The sequence below is a fragment of the Paratractidigestivibacter sp. genome (assembly GCF_052362415.1).
GTDB lineage: Bacteria > Actinomycetota > Coriobacteriia > Coriobacteriales > Atopobiaceae > Paratractidigestivibacter.
The window spans coordinates 14,200-15,105 of record NZ_DAWEMK010000039.1 but is presented as its reverse complement, the minus strand read 5'-3'; the positions used below and the strand labels follow the sequence as shown (position 1 = coordinate 15,105).

At 63.7% G+C, this 906-nt stretch carries 1 protein-coding gene; it reads right to left on the bottom strand.

Features of this window, described 5'->3' with window-relative positions; all coding sequences use genetic code 11:
• Positions 1 to 906, bottom strand: a 906-nt coding sequence (locus ACT84W_RS05525; protein WP_444328489.1) for a hypothetical protein, incomplete at both ends; no start/stop codon positions are given.

Here is a 906-nt window from a genome sequence, read left to right as displayed (position 1 = left end):
TGTAGCAGTAGCCCCAGCTGACCTTGCTGTGGTTCTCCGTGGCGTGGTAGGTGTAGCTGACCTTCTGCCACTCGCCAGTCATGGTGAACCCCTTGGTCACCGGGCCAAGCGCCCTCTCCTGATCCCAGAAAGACTGTATGATGCCCGTCGCGCCCTTAGTGCCCTTGACCCACACACTCTGCGTGTAGTCCGTATCCTTCTTGACGCTCGGCCCCTCGTCCTGGCAGAAGCCGACGCTCCCCCCACTCGAGACGACCTTGATGCCGAAAAGCACGCCCACCTGCGGCGAGTCGGGGACGTAGACGGTCTGGATGCTGCCGTGCGAATCGCTCTGCCTGAAGCTCTTATCCGACTTCTTGCCGGTGCCGATGAGGGCGTTGGCGGCGCCCTCGACAAGGTTGCTGTCCTCGGTGTCAACGCCCGGCAGGCTGTCGTAGCTGTAACTCTTGACGATGCGACGACCGACCGAGACTGTCGACAGGTCGGAGTCGGGCGAGTCGTCCACCGCCGTGCCGCGCACCGATGCGTCCTGCGTGCTGAAGTCCACGTGCACGACGTTGCAGACCTCGGCGCGGTTGGTCGATTCGGTCATGTCCGGCATGAAGCGCGCGTCCCTGCCCTCGGTGAACTCCGCCGAGATGGGCATGTCGGCAGGCTCGACGTAGCGCCTGTAGATCACGTTGCCCATTCGGTCGGTCGCTGGCGAGCGGAACCCGGCCGCCTTGAGGAGCAGGTCCACCGCGTCCAGCTTGTTCTTAGCGTCGTTGTCCCTGCCCACGCCGAAAACCAAGGTGCTGCCCAGAAGGAGGCTGCTAGGGTCGGCGTAGACGGTGAGGCCGACCGATTCGGCTATCTTGACGGCCTCATCAACCAGATTGCTGCCCGCAACGATCACGTACGGCCCGT